The organism is Limosilactobacillus frumenti DSM 13145, from assembly GCF_001436045.1.
Taxonomy (GTDB): Bacteria; Bacillota; Bacilli; order Lactobacillales; family Lactobacillaceae; genus Limosilactobacillus; species Limosilactobacillus frumenti.
This window is the reverse complement of sequence record NZ_AZER01000005.1, coordinates 1-16,742: the sequence shown is the minus strand read 5'-3', so window position 1 is coordinate 16,742 and position 16,742 is coordinate 1. Positions and strand designations below refer to the sequence as shown.

17 protein-coding genes, 5 tRNA genes and 1 riboswitch are annotated in these 16,742 nt (G+C 37.5%); of the genes, 5 read left to right on the top strand and 17 right to left on the bottom strand.

Features of this window, described 5'->3' with window-relative positions:
• Window positions 1-10: 10 nt before the first annotated feature.
• The 5 genes from FD27_RS01185 to FD27_RS01165 form a co-directional block, all read right to left on the bottom strand.
• On the bottom strand, window positions 11-655 hold the full coding sequence (locus FD27_RS01185; protein ID WP_057748275.1) for a hypothetical protein: 645 nt from the start codon (window positions 653-655) through the stop codon (window positions 11-13).
• 63 nt (window positions 656-718) lie between these two features.
• Window positions 719-790, bottom strand: a tRNA-Gln gene (locus FD27_RS01180).
• An 11-nt stretch (window positions 791-801) separates the two neighbouring features.
• A tRNA-Tyr gene (locus FD27_RS01175) sits at window positions 802-884 on the bottom strand.
• A gap of 196 nt (window positions 885-1,080) precedes the next feature.
• Entirely contained in the window at window positions 1,081-2,577 is a 1,497-nt protein-coding gene (locus FD27_RS01170) for a peptide MFS transporter (protein WP_057748270.1), read from the bottom strand.
• 273 nt (window positions 2,578-2,850) lie between these two features.
• Window positions 2,851-2,923, bottom strand: a tRNA-Asn gene (locus tag FD27_RS01165).
• A 157-nt stretch (window positions 2,924-3,080) separates the two neighbouring features.
• Between FD27_RS01165 and FD27_RS01160 the strand changes: the two genes are divergently transcribed.
• On the top strand, window positions 3,081-3,569 hold the full coding sequence (locus FD27_RS01160) for a flavodoxin (RefSeq protein WP_057748267.1): 489 nt from the start codon (window positions 3,081-3,083) through the stop codon (window positions 3,567-3,569).
• Window positions 3,570-3,723: 154 nt separating this feature from the next.
• Here FD27_RS01160 and FD27_RS01155 read toward each other — a convergent pair whose 3' ends face one another.
• From FD27_RS01155 to FD27_RS08670, 3 genes are all read right to left on the bottom strand, one after another.
• Window positions 3,724-4,683 (bottom strand): ketopantoate reductase family protein, encoded by a 960-nt coding sequence (locus tag FD27_RS01155; protein ID WP_057748264.1) that lies wholly within the window; start codon window positions 4,681-4,683, stop codon window positions 3,724-3,726.
• Window positions 4,684-5,201: 518 nt separating this feature from the next.
• Window positions 5,202-5,354, bottom strand: a complete 153-nt coding sequence (locus tag FD27_RS08675; RefSeq protein ID WP_157055080.1) for a hypothetical protein — start codon at window positions 5,352-5,354, stop codon at window positions 5,202-5,204.
• A 108-nt stretch (window positions 5,355-5,462) separates the two neighbouring features.
• Window positions 5,463-5,609, bottom strand: a complete 147-nt coding sequence (locus FD27_RS08670; RefSeq protein WP_157055079.1) for a hypothetical protein — start codon at window positions 5,607-5,609, stop codon at window positions 5,463-5,465.
• Window positions 5,610-5,883: 274 nt separating this feature from the next.
• Here FD27_RS08670 and FD27_RS08545 point away from each other — a divergent pair, with 274 nt between their 5' ends.
• A complete protein-coding gene (locus FD27_RS08545; protein ID WP_083482663.1) occupies window positions 5,884-6,015 on the top strand; it encodes a transposase in 132 nt (43 codons plus the stop codon).
• A 78-nt stretch (window positions 6,016-6,093) separates the two neighbouring features.
• On the opposite strand, the gene FD27_RS01150 is transcribed toward FD27_RS08545, so the two are convergent.
• The 5 genes from FD27_RS01150 to FD27_RS01130 all read right to left on the bottom strand — a co-directional run bounded on the left by FD27_RS01150 (window position 6,094) and on the right by FD27_RS01130 (window position 10,220).
• Window positions 6,094-6,357 carry a hypothetical protein gene (locus tag FD27_RS01150; RefSeq protein ID WP_057748261.1) on the bottom strand — a complete coding sequence of 88 codons (264 nt, stop codon included), beginning with the start codon at window positions 6,355-6,357 and terminating at the stop codon, window positions 6,094-6,096.
• 228 nt (window positions 6,358-6,585) lie between these two features.
• Window positions 6,586-7,116: a TetR/AcrR family transcriptional regulator gene (locus FD27_RS09020; protein WP_202812935.1), complete on the bottom strand. Its 531-nt coding sequence runs from the start codon at window positions 7,114-7,116 to the stop codon at window positions 6,586-6,588.
• A gap of 523 nt (window positions 7,117-7,639) precedes the next feature.
• Window positions 7,640-7,763: riboswitch (FMN riboswitch) on the bottom strand.
• Between the two features lie 110 nt (window positions 7,764-7,873).
• On the bottom strand, window positions 7,874-8,299 hold the full coding sequence (locus FD27_RS01140; RefSeq protein WP_057748254.1) for an OsmC family protein: 426 nt from the start codon (window positions 8,297-8,299) through the stop codon (window positions 7,874-7,876).
• A 13-nt stretch (window positions 8,300-8,312) separates the two neighbouring features.
• Window positions 8,313-8,750: an OsmC family protein gene (locus FD27_RS01135; RefSeq protein WP_057748251.1), complete on the bottom strand. Its 438-nt coding sequence runs from the start codon at window positions 8,748-8,750 to the stop codon at window positions 8,313-8,315.
• Between the two features lie 111 nt (window positions 8,751-8,861).
• Window positions 8,862-10,220, bottom strand: a complete 1,359-nt coding sequence (locus FD27_RS01130; protein ID WP_235802987.1) for a dihydrolipoyl dehydrogenase family protein — start codon at window positions 10,218-10,220, stop codon at window positions 8,862-8,864.
• Window positions 10,221-10,387: 167 nt separating this feature from the next.
• On the opposite strand from FD27_RS01130, the gene FD27_RS01125 reads away from it, so the two are divergent.
• Window positions 10,388-11,794: an MFS transporter gene (locus FD27_RS01125; RefSeq protein WP_057748245.1), complete on the top strand. Its 1,407-nt coding sequence runs from the start codon at window positions 10,388-10,390 to the stop codon at window positions 11,792-11,794.
• A gap of 114 nt (window positions 11,795-11,908) precedes the next feature.
• On the opposite strand, the gene FD27_RS08760 is transcribed toward FD27_RS01125, so the two are convergent.
• Together FD27_RS08760 and FD27_RS01110 are read right to left on the bottom strand one after the other, a co-directional pair.
• Window positions 11,909-13,228 carry a cupin domain-containing protein gene (locus FD27_RS08760; protein WP_162258500.1) on the bottom strand — a complete coding sequence of 440 codons (1,320 nt, stop codon included), beginning with the start codon at window positions 13,226-13,228 and terminating at the stop codon, window positions 11,909-11,911.
• Entirely contained in the window at window positions 13,221-14,081 is an 861-nt protein-coding gene (locus FD27_RS01110; protein ID WP_057748242.1) for an SIR2 family NAD-dependent protein deacylase, read from the bottom strand. The genes FD27_RS08760 and FD27_RS01110 overlap by 8 nt, the downstream gene beginning before the upstream one ends.
• Window positions 14,082-14,266: 185 nt before the next feature.
• Between FD27_RS01110 and FD27_RS01105 the strand changes: the two genes are divergently transcribed.
• Both FD27_RS01105 and FD27_RS01100 read left to right on the top strand, forming a co-directional pair.
• On the top strand, window positions 14,267-14,845 hold the full coding sequence (locus tag FD27_RS01105; protein ID WP_057748239.1) for a TetR/AcrR family transcriptional regulator: 579 nt from the start codon (window positions 14,267-14,269) through the stop codon (window positions 14,843-14,845).
• A gap of 130 nt (window positions 14,846-14,975) precedes the next feature.
• Window positions 14,976-15,824 carry an alpha/beta fold hydrolase gene (locus FD27_RS01100; RefSeq protein ID WP_057748236.1) on the top strand — a complete coding sequence of 283 codons (849 nt, stop codon included), beginning with the start codon at window positions 14,976-14,978 and terminating at the stop codon, window positions 15,822-15,824.
• Window positions 15,825-16,384: 560 nt separating this feature from the next.
• Here the strand turns inward: FD27_RS01100 and FD27_RS01095 are convergent.
• Both FD27_RS01095 and FD27_RS01090 read right to left on the bottom strand, forming a co-directional pair.
• A tRNA-Thr gene (locus FD27_RS01095) sits at window positions 16,385-16,457 on the bottom strand.
• Window positions 16,458-16,608: 151 nt separating this feature from the next.
• A tRNA-Asn gene (locus FD27_RS01090) sits at window positions 16,609-16,681 on the bottom strand.
• Window positions 16,682-16,742: the final 61 nt, after the last annotated feature.

The window sequence follows — 16,742 nt, the reverse complement described above, 5'->3', positions numbered from 1 at the left end:
TATTGCAAGTTCAGTTTAATGTTGCTAATTGATGGAGCCACTTTTTAGTTCCAGCATCCAGATTATCTGCCGGTTCAAAATTGAAGGGTGCCCATAGTGCAGCAATTTTTGTCCAATCAACCCGTCCTTGGTTAATAATCACTTTTAATAATCGTTTCTCTGTCTGCTTTTTGATTTGCTCATTAACTGCTTGATTGAGAAACATCGCCGTCGTAGTTTGACGGGCAAGCAATTCAGCAACCAACTTCTCCAGTGTGTGTTCACTAATTGGATTACTTAACAGTACCCGTTCCTTTAACGGAACAGCAGGTACCTCACGCTGAAGAAAACGTTGGACCTTTTCCCAATCTGCCAAGACTTGCTGATAAAACTGCCACGGGACACGGCTTTGCAGGTCAGCTAATTTTTCAGAGACAATTTTACTAAGATCATTATTTCCCGGGTTAAGTTCGGCACATATTTCCATAATAAACCGTTGGAATGTTTCTCCTGCTAACTCAGAGAGTTGTCGTTTGCTCGTCAAAGCAAAGCGAACCAGAACATAGTCGATGAATTGTTCATCGTTAATATTCTCCCCTACCACATGTCTTTTTACCTTAAATTGTTTTAACTGCTTTAATCGTGTTGATTTGGCAAAGTGTCCTTGCTTTGGCATACCGTTCGCTCCCCTAATTTTTGGTAACAAAAAACCGCCAACCAACAGTTGACGGTTTCACAGTTGGGCTAGCTGGATTCGAACCAGCGCATGACGGTACCAAAAACCGTTGCCTTACCGCTTGGCTATAGCCCAATAATAAAAAGTGGAGGAGAGTGGATTCGAACCACCGAACCCGAAGGAATGGATTTACGGTCCATCGCGTTTAGCCAGACTTCGCTACTCCTCCATCAAGGTTGATGTCTCTTAACAATCAACGTTTATTATAATATCGAATCTCATAATAAAATGCAAGTCCTTTTTTAAATTAATTTGCAAAAATTTTGATCTCAAAATTATTTTTCATTATTCCTAATTATTATTTGGATTTCATTTTCACTAAATGAAAAAGAGGCTGGAATTTTTTCCAACCTCTTTGATTGATATTAATCAACGCCATCCATCAATCCATGGATCTTCTTAACAAAGAAGACCAGGATGACACCGAAGACGATACTTACCAGACCAACAGCCAAGAAGTATGGTACTTCATTAGCAGTTGAGTAGTACTTAACAATTTGAGCATTGACCGCTTGACCAGCGGAGTCAGCTAAGAACCACATACTCATCATCTGGGACTTAAAGGCTTTTGGTGCCAACTTAGTAGTGACAGACAAGCCAATTGGGGAAACAAGCATTTCACCGATTTCCACAATGAACCAAGAACCAACTAGCCAGAATGGACTAACACGACCAGCAGTTCCATAGAACATACCTGGCAATGCCATTAAAATATATGATAAACCAGCAAATACTAAACCGGCTGAGAATTTACCAGGTGCACTTGGCTGACCCTTCCAGTGATCCCAAAGGGCGACAAACACTGGTGTCAAAATCATGATGAACAATGGGTTCAAGGTCTGGAAGTTAGCTGCGGCAAAGTGCCAACCACCAATATGCAAAACAGTCCGTTGTTCAGCGAACAAAGCCAGCACAACTGAACCGGATTCTTCAATTGCCCAGAAAATAGCTGCGGCAATGAATAATGGAATGTAAGCCAGTACACGTGACTTTTCAATCTTAGTAACTTTCTTGGAGTTCAACATCATAATGAAGTAGTAGATTGGCAATGCAATTGCAATTACAGTAATGATGTTGATGATGTTGGTAATGTTTAATTGGCCCATTGCTGCTAATAAACCAAGAACAACAACTAAGACCGCTAACCCAACAATCGTCCAAATGATAACGGGACGTAATGATTCTTTATCAATCGGGTCATTAGGATAAAGGCTATCTTTAGATAAGTACTTGCGTCCATCTAACGAGTACTGGAGTAATCCGAAGAACATTCCAATAGCAGCTAGTGAGAACCCGGCGTGGAAGTTCATCCCACTTCCAAACAAGTGGAAGCCAAATCCATTGGCAGCCCATGGTACTGCCCATGGTGCAACGGCAGCCCCTAAGTTAATACCGAAGACAAACATACTGAAACCAGAGTCCCGTCGCTTATCTTCTTCACTGTACAGGCCACCAACCATTTCTGATACGTTCGGCTTTAACATACCGGTACCACAAACAATTAAGGCAATCGATACATATAAGGCACTCACACCGAATGGCAGTGACAAGGCAATGTGTCCGAACATAATCAAGACACCACCAATAAACACTGTCTTCCGTGAACCCCAAACACGGTCAGAAAGCCACCCACCAACAACAGTTGCCAAGTAAACTAATGAACCATAAATGGCCATGATTGAAGCGGCCGTGGATTGGTTCATTCCTAATCCACCCTTAGTTACCGCATAGTACATGTAGAACAGAAGGATGGCACGCATCCCGTAGTAACTAAACCGTTCCCACATTTCAGTGAAGAACAGCGTCGATAAGCCCCGCGGTTGTCCGAAGAAGGCTGTATCTAATTTCTTTTCTTTATCCATTAGGTATTATTCCCCCGCTTAATAAGATTATTATGAACGATTGGCTTTTGAAATAAGTAAATCTCACATAAAAATTTCAGAATACCCTCATTATAGGCGTGAAAAAGGACTTCGTCAATTTATTTTTAAATCAGTGGACCATTATAGCTGCTTTGTCCTGGCGTCAGACTTTATTTATTAAATGATCTGGCAATAATTGATTAATTTTCTTTCATTTTTATGTATTCTATCACAACAAAAAAGCCAGCCATAACGGCTGACTTGTAGCAACAACTCCGGCAGTCAGACTCGAACTGACGACAACCTGATTAACAGTCAGGTGCTCTACCAACTGAGCTATGCCGGAATAATTATCAACGAAATTAATTATATCATGACTAATTACTGTTGCCAATATTTATTTGGACGATTCTCATTCAATCATTAGGTAGTATTACTTACTAAAGTAACAACTTTCAACTATAATACTAATTGAAAGTAAGTTAATGAGGAGGCTTCGTAATATGGCAAAGACAATCGTCCTCTACTTTTCCGCAACTGGTACGACAAAGCGAGCAGCTCAACAAGTAGCACGGTTACTCAATGCTGATATAGCTGAAATTCACCCGGTTAAACCATACACCAGTGAAGACTTGAACTGGCATGACGAATCAACACGGGCAACGGTGGAACAAAAGCAAGAACACGATGGGCGAGTTCCTGTGCAAAACGATTTACCAGATATTAGTGGATATGACAATGTTGTTATCGGCCACCCAATCTGGTGGGGAATTCCACCACGTTTGATTGCTGATACGATTGACAAGCTTAATCTAAATGGCAAACACCTGGCAACATTTGGTACTTCAAGCAGTACCGGATATGATCGCGCTCAATCTAACATTGCGCGGACTATCAAAGAAAATCATTACGACGTTGATCTTAAACAAGGAAATGTTCTTAACTCTCAATCAGCGTTAAAAGATTGGGTTTCATCATTAAATTTTAACTAAACGGTCAAAAAGCTACTCACAACGAAAGTGAGTAGCTTTTTTGTTCATCCAGCACATCGTTATAATAGTTTTACCAAATTTAACATCTAAATGACCAGCTTGTAAATATAGAATGTCGATAAAATAATATCCTAATTTAATACAATTTATTAACTTAATTATGGTATTTACGCATTAGCTCTGCCATATGAACTTCGTGTACCAAAAACTCATGAGTACGACAAATATAATCATGTTCACGCCCGATTTTGGCAATATAACCGTTTATGTAATCAACTTCCGTTGGCCGTCCCTTCGAAAAGTCTTGATACATTGATGGATAATGGTACTTATAAGCCTTACTAATTGTGGTAACTGAAGCAACTTCTTCCTCCCGAGTTTCAATTAGATAAATTCCTGCTCGTTCACACGCATCAAATGCTTCATTAAAAAGTTGCCGGGCCATCTCTGGAACACCCGGATATTCAATAAATTGTCCCATCTGCATTTCAAACATCGTACACAAGGTATTACAAACTGCATTGAAGACGACCTTGGACATACACATTCCTTGCCAGTTAGTAGTAAACACTGGACCCAGCTTAGCCTTTTTAAAATCATCGAAAATGCCTTGCGTAACTTCGTCTGGCTCCTGGTTATTATATCGCGCCATATGCATTACTTCTGAATTAACGGGACCCATAAAGTCCACATTGGCTGGTGCGTCAAGACGAGTCGCTATCATTGCCGTCCCACAAATAATCTTATCTTTAGCAAAGTACTGATTGATTTTTTCAAAATGCCCCATCCCATTCATTGCAGAAAAGACGTATTGGTCATCGTGAAAGAGTCCGGCTTCACTATCACGTTTCAACTCTTCTTCAAGTTGCATTTGCTTTTTAAAAATGATCCACACATCTGGATGACCATGATATTCCTCTGGATAGAAAATATTAATAGGCACAATATGACGATCATGATGGTCACGTGCTACCGAAACGCCGCCCTGTTCACGAACCTTTTCAACGTTAGGTTTCCAGGTATCAATAAAGTCCACCTGTACACCTGCGTTTTCCTGAAGCATTACTCCATACCGATAACCCATCGCACCTGCACCAATCATTCCATACTTCATAACCTTCACTCTCCTTTTTAGCTAACAAAAAAAACGTCCCTGCTCGTGACCGAGCAAAGGACGTTTAACGTGGTACCACCTTAATTTAAGCCAATTTCACAATTGACTCCTTATTACGTACAGTTCAAAGAACGATACGCCGCACATGATAATGGGTGCTACCATGACGCCTCGAAAAGCGTCTTCTTCAGCAAAAATCTTTCTCGTTTTAGTCTTAATGCCATCTCATTATCTGACACTTTCTGTGGTAAGGCTAAAACTTTACTCCATTGATGCTTGCGTTTGTTAACTGATTTAATTGTTGGAATTATAATAACAGGATAATTAGAAAATGGCAAGACTAAAATTAAAAATGTTTAACTTTAATTTCTTCACTAGTAACTAATTATCATAAATTTACACCGCCATTATCATGTTCCTTATGGTTAATAGAAAACCTGTTTAGCACTTTTTAGCAATGGTTCTTTTAGGCTAAATTAAGCAGTAATGAACGTATACAACCTCTTATTGAGGCAAACTCATGCCCACTTTTTCTGTGTATCATATTCCTTAATAAAAAAAGAATCCTCGATATATCTTCGTAAAATTGTTGATATATCAAAGATTAATATATATAACTTATCAATGCCAACGTTTCCCATAAAGGTGATTGTTGGTGCAACTTCTTCCACCTTGTTCTGTACTCCTTGTTGAACTCTATTTGTGGTTGACAACCACCATTATCATTCAGTAAGATGTGTGCCACACCAAATATAATATTATCAAATAGCTTCATTGACTCAGTTGGCAACCGATATATCTGTGCGAGAATCGAACCACCGATTAACGACATCCTTGGATGCATGAAACAATGTTTCATACTGGTTGTCCAGATCAAAAATATGCTGAACGACAACTAATTCCTTCTTTTCATTCTTAGTAGTCATTACCATCTACTCCCTTTTCAAGATTTACTTTATGGTACCAAGATTGGACCCACGATCGGAGAGTAATTAATGACTACACAAAAAAATAATTTAAACGAAAAAAGGCGCTAACCAAAGTCAGCATTGCAATCTGTACATCAAACTTATCAAGATATTACACTGGCAATTATGAAGCGCGACTGCCAACGATTGAGGTCAATGATTTGTAATTACCAAGCCACTAAAACCAAGATGACATAACCATCGCTACGCAAATAACGATCTCAAAGCGGTAATTAATAAAGTTAACTTTTACAACGGTCCCCTTGAAGGGATTAATCGAAAAATCAAAGTTTTAAAGCGTTCTTGTTATGGGTTTCCCAATCAAGAATTCTTCTTTTTAAGTATTAATTGTTTGTTTACGTAAAAAACACCTCCCACATTTACGTGAGGAGTGTTGACATTCATCAATATCCGTTGGAAGATACCAAAAAAGTGTAGAAAATTATAAAGAGTTACTTTTTCGGTAACCAAAGTAAAACTGAATAATAGCAATAACAACGTTAACCCAGTTCATTGTTAAGAACCATGGGGCAATTCCACCCGCATCATGGGTAACACCATAGTAGACCCAAAAACCAATAACTACGGCAACAACATTTACCCAAGCAAACGTCTTTTGCAGCGATTGATTATTAAGCTGGAACCACATCCAGATCACGTTAATAATGAACCAAATGGCTAATATCCAAAAGAAAGTTTGAAACATAGTAGTCCCTCCTTCATTCAATCTGTAGAGGAGATAGAAAACGGTAACAGGAAACATAATAACTACTTCCACTAACATAACTACTTCCACTAACCTCTCTACACCATCTATATTAGATTGCTTGATGGGGAAACAATCGTTAATAATCTAATAAATGTCGTTTATTATACACATTAAGTAAAATAGTCGATGTATTCGACATAACCAAATAAAGTGTCTAATTTTCAATTACTTAACGAAAACAGCCAGTAGTTGACGTAGTTTTGATAAATCCTGGTCAGTTGGTTTCGTATTATTTTTGGCAATAAAACGGATCATGTCAATGTAAAAGCTACCAATAACGGAAGTATCAAGGTTAGTAAATTTAATCGTTAAATGTTTCTGAATTTGAGCAACGAAGGATTTTTGAAGACGGACGGTAAAACTGTTTTGGTCATATTGAATTGATAATAGCGCAGTAATGGTATCGCGAGATTCCCATAATACACTAAACTCTTTTCTCTTATACAAATCACTCAACAAAGGGAGTGATTGATCCTCGTTTAAATTTTTAGTTCGGATAGCGATAATTTTATTAAATAAACTGAGGTAATTATCGTTTAATTGTTCGGTCAGGTCATATTTATCCTGGTAATAGTTATAGAAGGTTTGACGATTAATAATCGCTTTTTCAGCAATCTCCTTAACAGTGACGTTGGCAAATCCCTTTTCGTTTACCAGACTAGCAAAGGCGATTTCAATTGCTCTTTTTGTTCTCATTACCCGCAGGTCATCAGTCATTAAGATTCCATCTCTCTTTGAATGTTGTTAACATTGATAATTATAATATGAATAACCATAATCAACAAAAAAGCACAATGACAAGCAATGTCAAAAACTAGTCGTTGTACCCTTAATAGTTAATTAGCTTTATGGACGCAAGCGGTTCATCAATAGTTAGATTAGAACACGATACGCACCAATGAGCTTGTAGTAATCTAAAGCTCACCGTACTATTGCTGTACTAATTTTGCCAATTCATCAAAGTCGACGCTGTACCGGACTACGCAACAGCTTGACAATTAATTCATATGAAATTTAAGTATAAAAGAACGACCTGCTATAACGACTGCAAAATGACGTTATAACAGGTCATTCTTTTATTTCTTATACTTGTCTATTCAACGAAATCATTTCAAGTTAGGGTAAAATAGTTTTTAAAACTAAACCCGGATAGCTTACTTACTATCCGGGGCTTCTATTTTAAATCTACTCAATCATAGTATGATACTGATACTATTCATTATTTCTTCTCCCATCCAGACTTACACTGGTTCAGCCGTTGATTACAACATCAACGGGTCACGGACTCCAAGTTACTCCTTGTTACCGTCGGTTGGGAATTTCACCCTGCCCCGAAGAAATCCTATTTGATTTTCTTAAAGTATAAATCTTCACTAACTTTTTGTAAAGAACAAATCAATTATCAAAACTAACTTTCCATAAGTATTCGATACTTTTGGCTTTGGCCGCCATATTATTTGATGACTTTAATCCCAACAGTTTTAATAGGTACAGCATTAGTGAGATTATCATGAACCGGACATGTCTTATCCATAAAGTCAGCGAATTTAGTAATTTCACTTTTAGTACTTGGGGAACGAAAATGCGTGGTGAAATGGATCTCATCAATCCCTGGTCGGTTATCACTATGGGTTCCTGTAATGACAAGATAGAGGGAACTAAAGTCGAAGTGGTGCGCACGGTGAAAAGTACCGGCTACCACTGATTCGCAGGCCCCTAATGCCTCTAATAACCCTTCAATCGGTGTAACGCCAGTATTGGTCCCACCATGGGCACGAGGAGCATCAAATGTAATGGAGAATTTACTACCCGACGTAGCCTGATAACGATGCTGTTGTTCTGTACTATTGACAGTAACTGAAAATGTTGTTAGTGACATATTAGACAACCTCCTAATCCTTAACAACCTGATCACGAATAACGGTGGTTCCCTTTGTTAGGGTGTCGTAAATCGGTGATTGTTGCTCAACTGTCTTGATAAAGTGTTGACAAGTTTTTACATCTTCACTGCTATTGATTATGAAATTGACTCTAATCTCTTGAAAGCCACTACGTATACCAGACACTCCCATAAAGCCACGTTTATCGAGATCACCTTCAACGTTAACCGTTAAGTGATCATAAGTAAAATTTTGCTGACGAGCCAATTTAGCCGCAGTTTCTTGAAGTGAAGCACCTAAAGTAGCAAGGAGAAGTTCCATCGGATTCATTCCAGTGTTATTTCCCCCAGCCTTAACCGGTTCATCAATCATAGTGTGTAAGCCTCTAGCATGAACATCACTTTGCAAACGAAGTGCGGTCTTACGCGCGGTTACTTTGTATTTATCCATAGTACATATCCCCCTTACAGAATCTAGGAAAGCCCTTTCATATCTAGTTTTAAGAATAGCAAATGACTAGTGAAAAATTAAGCACATTTAGCCAAATATGTAGTGAACTTGTTAAATTGACATCTCAGTCTTAAAGTTAACAGCTGGAAAGATTAACTGATAATTATCATTAAGTTGCTTGCGAGTAACGTGTAATCCAATAAGTGGAATGTAACCATTAATATCATCAATAGCATTTTGACTACTTTCAGCAGCACCAACTAATTGATTATTAGTATCAAATACTAAACTTAACTTCGCACTTTTATCGTTTTTTCCAGCGTATTCCATATCTGAGCTGTATAGTTGATCCATATCAACTACATGATACTTGCTGTCCTTTCTTGCCTTGTCTACATCTACCCCAACCTGAGCTATTTGTGGAAAAGTAAAAGCTGAAGAACCAATAATCGGGTAACGAATTGGATTACGCTTTTCATTCATAATTTGGTCAGCTAAATACATTGCTTCAAAATGAGCGGTTGGTACTAAAGCAGGTTCTTTTTTATCAATCACATCTCCTGCAGCGTATACTCCCTTAGCTGTTGTTTCTAGGTGATCATCTACAATAATACTATGCCTTGGGGATAACTTAATATCAGTATTTTCTAAATGTAGTTCATCAACATTAGCAATTCGACCACTGGCATCAACAACATAATCACTCTTAATTACATTGCCATCCGAAGTAAGTATTTCGTAATCATTACCTAGTTTCGTGATCTTTTCTACACCTTGGTCAAAGTAGAAATTAATTCCACGTTCTCTCATATCATCAACCGTATTCTGAACGTGCTTTTCACTAAAGGCCATCATTGGCCGTGGTAAAATTTCAATAATACTTACATGGCTACCAGCAGCTGCAAGCATAGTTGCTAGTTCCATTGAAACGATTCCTGCTCCAATAAACGCAACCTCGCTTGGTAATTCATTAAGATCTAAAACATCATTACTGTTATGAGTAAATTCACTTCCAGGAAAATTCAATTTACGTGGTTTCTGACCTGTAGCAATAATAATGACTGGAGCATAATACTTTTTTTCATTAACCAATAAAGTGTGGTTGTCAACAAAGCTTGCATAACCTTGCAATGTATCAACACCAGCTTTTACAAAACTCTCTTCCTCGCTATCAGGCACATTTTCCCACATTGCCTTTTTGGTCTTCATAAGTTGGCCCCAATTTATTCTGCTGGCTTGTTCAATACCACGGCATTCCATTAACTGACTACCAAGTACATTTCTTACTGCTCCTTCAAAGAAAATTTTTGGCTCGCAACCATAATTAGGGCACGTTCCACCAAACTTATCCCCTTCAATAACCAGAATTTTCTTATTACTATGTTGTGCAGCTTTACTGAAGTTAATGGCTGCTGGGCCCCCGCCGATAATAATAACGTCATATTTTTTCATTATCTTATGTCCTTTCATATTTCGCTTACTTTATATAAGTTATTCTTTTTTATGCGTGTTCTCAAATTATGTGCTCTAAAATTGACTACAAATTTAAGAATTTGTCCTTTTTATTCCGTTGACAATTGTAAACATACGCACTATCTTTATTAAGAGCTTTTAAAAAGTAAGAAAGGAATGAAATAATGAAAAGTAAACGAATCACTGCACTACTTACAATTGCACTATTTACCTTTATGACATCGCTTGATTCTTCAATTGTAAATATTGCAACGCCAATCATGGCAAGAGAAATGAATGTCTCCTCTAGTACAATTGAATGGGTCATTTCAATCTACTTAATGATTATTTCAGCATTAATTATGTTCTTTGGGCGGTTAGGCGATATTGTTGGTAAAGTAAAAATTTTTAAAATAGGGACTTTGATTTTTACAATTGGGTCTCTAGTTGCTGGGATCAAAATTAATTTTAGCTTTCTACTTTTTGGTAGGGCAATCCAAGCATTAGGTGCTGCAATGACAATGTCCAATAACTTTGGTATAACGACTGAAATGTTTCCTCTTAAAGAAAGAGGTCGAGCTCTAGCAATTTTAGCTACCTTCTTTGCCCTCGGTTCAATTGCTGGACCATCTTTGGGCGGTTTAATTTTAACTACCGGTAGCTGGTCATACATTTTCTGGATTAATGTTCCAATTGGAATTGTTGCAATTCTTGTAGGCAACACTTCCCTACCTAAGGATTCTCTTAAAAACACTAATGAAAAACTTGACTGGTATGGTACAACTATCTTTGCGGCATTCATTGCCTTTTTCTTCTATGCTTTAATGCAAGGACAAACACAAGGTTATGCTAATCCGATTATCCTAACCACCCTTGTAATTGCAATTGCACTGTTAATAGCCTTTGTTATTATCGAATGTCACGTTAAGTTACCAATGCTTAATTTTAAGATTTTTAATAATGCTAATTTCACCATGGGAGTTGTCTCGGCGTTACTAGCATTTATTGTTGGTTATTTCTTCAGTATTTTAATCCCATACTACCTTGTAAATGCCCGCAACTATAATGCTAGCTTTGCCGGTATATTATTAGCTATTATTCCACTAACAATCGCTTTCTTCGGTCCAATCGGTGGAACACTTGCTGATAAATTTGGCGGTGAAAAGATTTCAATTATTGGTCTGGCATCTTTGATAATTGCCCAGATTTTAATCCTAAACTTTAATTTACATTCACCACTAGGGCTATTTATCGTTGCATCTTTCTTCTACGGTATCGGAATGGGACTTTTCCAGTCACCAAATAATTCTGTTATCATGTCATCAGTTGACAAGAAATTTTTAGGAATTGCTGGTAGTGTGAATTCATTGGCACGTAATTTTGGAATGGAATTAGGAGTTAGTTTATCTACAATAATTCTTTATAGTTCAATGAGTTTGAGAAAGGGTAAGAGCATTACAACATACCCAGTTGGGCAAAATCAATTATTTATGTTTGGCTTACACACCGCCTTCATTTTTGCATTGATATTTGCTGTAATAGCCGAGATCATTACCATTACTCGTTTCATAAAGAATTACAAAAATAAGTAAGTTAATTTAAGGTAAAATGTCGTACTTTCTTGGCATTTTACCCTTTTATTTTACAAATAAAAGATAACCCCCAGATAGCAAAAATTTACTATCTGGGGGCTATAATTTATAAAATCAATTGTCTGCCGACAGGCGTTCAATTAATGCTTGTTGCTGTGGAAACATCTTTTTTAATTGTTTCTTCTTTGGAATCAAAATCTCATTCGAAGAAGATGATGGTAACGTAACACTGACTTGAGAAAATCCGGTTACTCTTTTGACACTTTCCATCGCAATAAAGGTGTTTGGCTCGACATAAAAGCCATGAACCTCATCATTAGCCTTATTTAATCCTAATTTAACTAGTCGATAACGACCATCTTGGGTAAAACAATGTACATTAACTGGATCACCGTATGAATACATTAGTGCTTTACCGTATTGCACCATATGTAAATGTGATGGATGATCATGATCAATGGTTGTATACATTACTAGTTCTCCCGGGCGATAACCTTTGTTGACGGTATAAGAGGGATAAAAATTTTTGAATATTTGCTCCTGCCTTTTGCTTTCCTCCGGTGATAACCGTGGTTCTGGTTTAGCGGGTCCCTGCGTCTCAACTTCACCTTTGCCAGTGATTAAAGCATCAAATGCATCAACTATTGTAGATGAGAAACCAATAGAACGATCAGCAATCACACTAGGAATATTTAACTGTCCCTTATTAATCGTAATATAGTGGCTACGTTCGTTACCAGCAATTAATTGCATACTGGGGGCCTTAATCATTTGGTTTTGCGGACCAATTCCTAACTCTAAGACCAGAATCTTTCTATCTTGATAAGTAGTCAAAAAATTCTCAAAGCCACTAACCTGTTTTTGATCTATATTAAATGCCGAACCCGGGATATTTAGCGATAGAGGTGCTTTACATTCCGCGCAGGTTGGCAAGTCCTCCTCGGTTAAAGTCCCAGCCTGATCTTTTTCATAGATTTGATGAAGAGTTTCCTTCAAATCAACAAACGAATGGTCCTTAGGATGGTTAGAACAGATTCCTGTTTGCCAATTTCCTTCAATTTCAAGGAGGTTACTAAATTCAGCTAGTGCAAAATGATGATCAACATTAGATGTCCAAATAAAGTAGGGCTTATCACCAATGATTTGACGTAATTTACCCATTAATTCACCCGGATAATAATTGTAGTTGTAGTATTCCGCAATCCGAGCATAAACACGCCACTTGTCAAGCTCATCTGGGTAATGGTAGTTGAGGGCTCCTAATAGATTAGGCAAATTATATTTCTCTACTAAATCACCCAAAACCGTTGATAATTTTCTGTCATGGGCGAATAAATTTAGTCCTTCTGAAATTGAAAAACCATTACTAGCAGTTACTAAAATGGCATCAGCATCACTTAACCATTGTTGAGCTGTTTTTATCGCGTTAGTCATTTTGTCCTCCTTTGATTAATTCAGAAATATTTTGTAAGGCCTTAGCCGTATCACTATTAATCAACAGTGAACGATCTTTTATTGCTGGATTTGTTAAGGCATCACGAGGATTGAAATTAATATAGAATGACTGTGGCATGTAGTTGGTCATTTCCCAGAAGGGTTCCTGGATAAACATCGGTGTCATCCGACCAACCCCAATCTCAATGAAAAGTATCTTCTTTAACCGGTACTTGCCTAGAAATTGATTTGCTTTTTCGTACTCTTCATAGTATTTCTTATCTTCAAGAAATTCCGGACCACGGACCCAAGGAATCAGTGGTGTCCCGTCAACCTCGCTTTTGGGAATTAGTTCAGTAGGCAGCCGGTTATTATCGATTTGTGGTAATAAATTATCTAAGAAGCTTGCGGTAGGATACAAATGCTTATCCGTTGACGTATTTTTGCTTTGAAAGTAACCCCATGATCCTTGAATTTCACTAACATGCTCATTCGGGAAAAACTTCTTAAACAACATATCTTGATTGGTTGTAATAATATGGTAAGGCTTATTGTCAATGATTGTCTTTAGATAATCATATACCCTATTTTGAGGTGGAATGGTTGAAACCATTTTTAACATTTTTAATAAATAAGCCCATCGCTCTTCTTGAGATTCAAAACGGTTATAAAATCCTTTAAAAATACCTTCAAAGTGATACTTCTGATAAAAATCACTCATGTATTTCATGAATAGTGGACTAGCTTCATACCAAAAATCCATTCCGGCAGCATTAGACATCCCAGAGCCAGCCCCAATTATAATTGCATCAGCGTCATTAATGTGCGTTACTACAGTTTCCAGATCGTTCATTTTGTTCCTCCTTACTAGATAGTGTGTCTGTTTTTGAACACAGTGTAGTTAAATGATATTATTGATTATAATGATTAACGCGGCTCAAACGAAGAACATTTTTTCAGAGATGTCCATTTATCGACACTTTTACGAAAATGTGAAGAAACAACAGTTGAGCTCTAGTAGAAAGGAAAGCGAAATATTTGGTAAATAAGCAGAAGCGGCAAGACCGCCGCACAAGATACACGATTAATGTCATTAAGGATGGCTTTTTGGAACTGATTCAGCACAACCCATATTCTAAGATAACGATTAAAAAGCTTTGTCAAACCGCTGATATCAGCCGCTCAACATTTTACCTACACTTCGATTCAATGAATGATGTTTTGAATGCTGTTTTAGACGATGCCATCATGACTACATCATCAGATTACTTTAAAATTAACAATTTTAGCGTCGATTACCTTAAGGAAAATGAATCTTTAATTCCAGCTTGCCAAAGAGTAGGATCAGGCACAAAGTATCGTAAACTACTTTTGGACCCTGATTTAACCGAATATATTGTGGGACGAATCATGGTTCATGAGCGCGATCGAGTAGTTCCGGCAATTCAGAAAAAAACGGGCCTATCACAAGAGGATGCTGAAACACTATTCTTATACACGCTTCACGGTTCTTTTGCCGTTAACCGTGCAAATCACTTTAGGAAAAATGACCAATGGTACCATGATGTTCAGCTGTTAAATAAATTTACTTTGAATGGTTATCAGGCCCTAAAATAGGTAAATTACTTTTCCACCATTATTTTTGGTAATATGCAAAGTTCATATTTTATATAGTTGTTTGTAAAAGCCACTACAAAGTTTTTATCGAATATGTTTAAATATAGTTAAAATATAAGGAAGGTGCCATATGATGAAGTTTAATACGATAAACATTCATGGATTAAAGGTATTTTATCGCGAAAGTGGCAATAAAGCTTTGCCAACATTCTTACTCTTACATGGTTTCCCAACGTCCAGTGCATTGTTCCGAAACCTGATACCATTGTTGGAGAAAGACTTTCACGTCATCGCACCAGATTATGTTGGCTTTGGACAATCAGCTTCTCCCAGTCATGTAGATTTCAAATACACCTTTGAGAATCTTACTAATTATGTTGATGATCTTTTGACTGCATTAAATATTCACAAGTTTTTCATGTACGTTTTTGACTATGGTGCACCAATCGGCTTTAATCTTGCTGTACGTCATCCCGAACAAATCTTAGGCATCGTTAGTCAAAACGGTAATGTTTATCAAGAAGGCTTAGGTAAAAAGTGGGCAGGACGCAAAAAATATTGGGCCCATCCAACCAAAGAATTACGTGAAAAGTATAAGGCAGCTTTTGCGCCAGCAACAATTAAAGGTCAATATTTGGGTGGTGAAAAGCCAGGTGCCATTGGTCCAGATGGATACACTTTGGACATCTACTACACAGGCAAACCTGATTATGCTGAAAATCAGTCCGACTTGATTTTTGATTATCAAAACAATGTTGCAAATTATCCAAAGTATCAAGCATATTTGCGTCAATATAAACCAGAGCTGGTTGCAGCTTGGGGTAAAAATGACCCTAGCTTTATTTATCCAGGTGCTGAGGCTTTTAAGAGGGATGATCCAAACGCAGAAGTTCATCTCCTTGATGGTGGTCATTTTGTCCTGGAATCACATTGGCAAGAAATTGGCAAATTGATTTTAGATAAGTGGGGCAATAATTAAGAATAATATGTTCTAACTTTTGTGACTTCAATTGTTAAAGTTTACCCTTATTTCTCATTTTTCACACGCCAACATTGCTAAAGCGCTTGATACTATTGAGTTACAGTAATTCACCGCAGTTCAAGACAACACGACAAGCGTTCACGTGAGAAAAAGGCGAGAAGTCGATAATTTTTTTAACGTAAAATAGCCAGTTATAGCGGCACTTGGGTCGTTCTAACTGGCTATTAAACTCAATTATTGCGTTTTTATGGCAAACATTTTGGCAAACAAACATGTAGTCTTAAGTGAGTTGGTCGAGTTTTAAGGCTACCAAAATGCCGTTATCATGCACTTCCAACTCTAAGTTACATTACAATTCTATTCGGTATCAATAGTCATAGGCGCAAAGCCCATCAAATCAGTGCATACAGCCTTTTCCAGATGTAAGCTCATGCACACGATTTTTCTGTGTGCACAGCCGTGTGCATAACATTCTTAAATAAACAAAAATAATCCTTGATATACCTTCGCAAAACGTTGATATATCAAGGATTAATAAATTTTATAAAACTTCTTAATGCCAACTAGAGGAGTCGAACCTCCGACCTTCTCTTTACGAGGGAGATGCTCTACCAGCTGAGCTAAGTTGGCAAATTATTGTTACTTAAGAACAACTAACAACAATGATTATATCATGATCATGCAATAGTTAAAACACTTATTTTAAATTTTATTTATTGCACTTAGTTAAGTCATGGTATTAAAAAAGCTGCTAGACATAATCTAACAGCTTATATACCAACTCCGGCAGTCAGACTCGAACTGACGACAACCTGATTAACAGTCAGGTGCTCTACCAACTGAGCTATGCCGGAATAACGCGTGGCAACGTCCTATCCTCGCAGGGAGCGATCCCCCAACTACTTTCGGCGTGTT

Excerpts from the sequence above, each read along its gene's own strand:
- FD27_RS01185 (WP_057748275.1), bottom strand. The coding sequence starts at position 655 with ATGCCAAAGCAAGGACACTTTGCCAAATCAACACGATTAAAGCAGTTA.
- FD27_RS01170 (WP_057748270.1), bottom strand. The coding sequence starts at position 2,577 with ATGGATAAAGAAAAGAAATTAGATACAGCCTTCTTCGGACAACCGCGG.
- FD27_RS01160 (WP_057748267.1), top strand. The coding sequence starts at position 3,081 with ATGGCAAAGACAATCGTCCTCTACTTTTCCGCAACTGGTACGACAAAG.
- FD27_RS01155 (WP_057748264.1), bottom strand. The coding sequence starts at position 4,683 with ATGAAGTATGGAATGATTGGTGCAGGTGCGATGGGTTATCGGTATGGA.
- FD27_RS08670 (WP_157055079.1), bottom strand. The coding sequence starts at position 5,609 with ATGACTACTAAGAATGAAAAGAAGGAATTAGTTGTCGTTCAGCATATT.
- FD27_RS01150 (WP_057748261.1), bottom strand. The coding sequence starts at position 6,357 with ATGTTTCAAACTTTCTTTTGGATATTAGCCATTTGGTTCATTATTAAC.
- FD27_RS09020 (WP_202812935.1), bottom strand. The coding sequence starts at position 7,116 with ATGAGAACAAAAAGAGCAATTGAAATCGCCTTTGCTAGTCTGGTAAAC.
- FD27_RS01140 (WP_057748254.1), bottom strand. The coding sequence starts at position 8,299 with ATGTCACTAACAACATTTTCAGTTACTGTCAATAGTACAGAACAACAG.
- FD27_RS01135 (WP_057748251.1), bottom strand. The coding sequence starts at position 8,750 with ATGGATAAATACAAAGTAACCGCGCGTAAGACCGCACTTCGTTTGCAA.
- FD27_RS01130 (WP_235802987.1), bottom strand. The coding sequence starts at position 10,220 with ATGAAAGGACATAAGATAATGAAAAAATATGACGTTATTATTATCGGC.
- FD27_RS01125 (WP_057748245.1), top strand. The coding sequence starts at position 10,388 with ATGAAAAGTAAACGAATCACTGCACTACTTACAATTGCACTATTTACC.
- FD27_RS08760 (WP_162258500.1), bottom strand. The coding sequence starts at position 13,228 with ATGACTAACGCGATAAAAACAGCTCAACAATGGTTAAGTGATGCTGAT.
- FD27_RS01110 (WP_057748242.1), bottom strand. The coding sequence starts at position 14,081 with ATGAACGATCTGGAAACTGTAGTAACGCACATTAATGACGCTGATGCA.
- FD27_RS01100 (WP_057748236.1), top strand. The coding sequence starts at position 14,976 with ATGATGAAGTTTAATACGATAAACATTCATGGATTAAAGGTATTTTAT.